At 53.9% G+C, this 2838-nt stretch carries 2 rRNA genes (1 of these 2 running past the window's edge); both read right to left on the bottom strand.

Going from position 1 to position 2838, the window contains the following annotated elements:
- Nucleotides 1-52, bottom strand: a 5S ribosomal RNA gene (gene rrf, locus ACTJJM_RS21050); the annotation flags it as partial.
- A 127-nt stretch (nucleotides 53-179) separates the two neighbouring features.
- Nucleotides 180-2838, bottom strand: a 23S ribosomal RNA gene (locus tag ACTJJM_RS21045); it runs 221 nt beyond the window's last position.

Below are 2838 nucleotides of genomic sequence, written 5' to 3'. Positions count from 1 at the left end.
CTTCCGAGTTCGGGATGGGATCGGGTGGTTCCACAGCGCTAATTTCACCAGGGAGGCGGTTGGAGCGTCGCCATCCAATACAGCTGGATAAGGCGCCTGCCTCTCGTAGTTCTTGTGACGTAGCGTGCACTTGGATGCTCTTACGACGCTGTCGTAAAGCCAAGGCAACTTGAGGTTATATGGTCAAGCCTCTCGGATCATTAGTATCAGTTAGCTCAATACATTGCTGTACTTACACACCTGACCTATCAACCACGTAGTCTACATGGTTCCTTCAGGGGGCTTGTGCCCCGGGAGATCTCATCTTGAGGCGCGCTTCCCGCTTAGATGCTTTCAGCGGTTATCGCTTCCGAACATAGCTACCCGGCAATGCCACTGGCGTGACAACCGGAACACCAGAGGTTCGTCCACTCCGGTCCTCTCGTACTAGGAGCAGCCCCTCTCAAATCTCCAACGCCCATGGCAGATAGGGACCGAACTGTCTCACGACGTTCTGAACCCAGCTCGCGTACCACTTTAAATGGCGAACAGCCATACCCTTGGGACCGACTACAGCCCCAGGATGTGATGAGCCGACATCGAGGTGCCAAACACCGCCGTCGATATGAACTCTTGGGCGGTATCAGCCTGTTATCCCCGGAGTACCTTTTATCCGTTGAGCGATGGCCCTTCCATACAGAACCACCGGATCACTAAGTCCTAGTTTCCTACCTGCTTGATCCGTCGATCTTGCAGTCAAGCACGCTTATGCCTTTGCACACAGTGCGCGATGTCCGACCGCGCTGAGCGTACCTTCGAGCTCCTCCGTTACTCTTTAGGAGGAGACCGCCCCAGTCAAACTACCCACCATACACGGTCCCCGACCCAGATAATGGGCCCAGGTTAGAACGTCAAGCACGACAGGGTGGTATTTCAAGGATGGCTCCGCCACAGCTAGCGCCATGGTTTCATAGCCTCCCACCTATCCTACACAGACGAACTCAACGTTCAGTGTAAAGCTATAGTAAAGGTTCACGGGGTCTTTCCGTCTTGCCACGGGAACGCTGCATCTTCACAGCGATTTCAATTTCACTGAGTCTCGGGTGGAGACAGCGCCGCTGTCGTTACGCCATTCGTGCAGGTCGGAACTTACCCGACAAGGAATTTCGCTACCTTAGGACCGTTATAGTTACGGCCGCCGTTTACTGGGGCTTCGATCAAGAGCTTCGCCTTGCGGCTGACCCCATCAATTAACCTTCCAGCACCGGGCAGGCGTCACACCCTATACGTCCACTTTCGTGTTTGCAGAGTGCTGTGTTTTTGATAAACAGTCGCAGCGGCCTGGTTACTGCGACCCTCTTCAGCTATAGCTCGCACGAGCCACCAAAAAGGGTGCACCTTCTCCCGAAGTTACGGTGCCATGTTGCCTAGTTCCTTCACCCGAGTTCTCTCAAGCGCCTGAGAATTCTCATCCTACCCACCTGTGTCGGTTTACGGTACGGTCTGCGTAAGCTGAAGCTTAGGAGCTTTTCCTGGAAGCGTGGTATCAGTGACTTCGCCATAAAGGCTCGTCTCGGTGCTCGGTCTTAAAGGATCCCGGATTTGCCAAAGATCCAAACCTACCGCCTTTCCCCAGGACAACCAACGCCTGGTACACCTAACCTTCTCCGTCCCTCCATCGCACTTACGCGAGGTGCAGGAATATTAACCTGCTTCCCATCGACTACGACTTTCGTCCTCGCCTTAGGGGCCGACTCACCCTGCGCCGATTAACGTTGCGCAAGGAAACCTTGGGCTTTCGGCGTGCGGGTTTTTCACCCGCATTATCGTTACTCATGTCAGCATTCGCACTTCCGATACCTCCAGCAGACTTCTCAATCCACCTTCAACGGCTTACGGAACGCTCCTCTACCGCGCATAACAAAGTTATGCACCCCAAGCTTCGGTTCTGTGCTTAGCCCCGTTAAATCTTCCCCGCAGACCGACTCGACCAGTGAGCTATTACGCTTTCTTTAAAGGGTGGCTGCTTCTAAGCCAACCTCCTGGCTGTCTGTGCCTTTCCACATGGTTTTCCACTTAGCACAAAATTTGGGACCTTAGCTGTGGGTCTGGGTTGTTTCCCTTTTCACGACGGACGTTAGCACCCGCCGTGTGTCTCCCATACAGTCCGTCTCGGTATTCGGAGTTTGCAATGGTTTGGTAAGTCGCGATGACCCCCTAGCCATAACAGTGCTCTACCCCCGAGAGGATACATATGAGGCGCTACCTAAATAGCTTTCGAGGAGAACCAGCTATCTCCGGGTTCGATTAGCTTTTCACTCCTAATCACACCTCATCCCCTACCTTTGCAACGGGAGTGGGTTCGGGCCTCCAGTGCGTGTTACCGCACCTTCACCCTGGGCATGACTAGATCACCCGGTTTCGGGTCTACTGCCCGCGACTATGCGCCCTTATCAGACTCGGTTTCCCTTCGCCTCCCCTATACGGTTAAGCTTGCCACGAACAGTAAGTCGCTGACCCATTATACAAAAGGTACGCAGTCACTCCTTGCGGAGCTCCTACTGCTTGTACGCACACGGTTTCAGGTTCTATTTCACTCCCCTCTCCGGGGTTCTTTTCGCCTTTCCCTCACGGTACTGGTTCACTATCGGTCGGTCAGTAGTATTTAGCCTTGGAGGATGGTCCCCCCATGTTCAGACAGGGTTTCACGTGCCCCGCCCTACTCGTCTTCACTGAAATGGCCCTTTCAGATACAGGGCTATCACCTTCTATGGCCGCTCTTTCCAGAGCGTTTTCCTAGAACCAAATCAGCTTAAGGGCTAGTCCGCGTTCGCTCGTCGCTACTTACGGAATCTCGGT

Origin of the sequence: Stenotrophomonas sp. 22692 (assembly GCF_052045015.1) — a bacterium.
GTDB lineage: Bacteria > Pseudomonadota > Gammaproteobacteria > Xanthomonadales > Xanthomonadaceae > Stenotrophomonas > Stenotrophomonas geniculata.
Note: the sequence above shows the minus strand (reverse complement) of the source record. Positions and strands in the feature narration are given on the sequence as shown.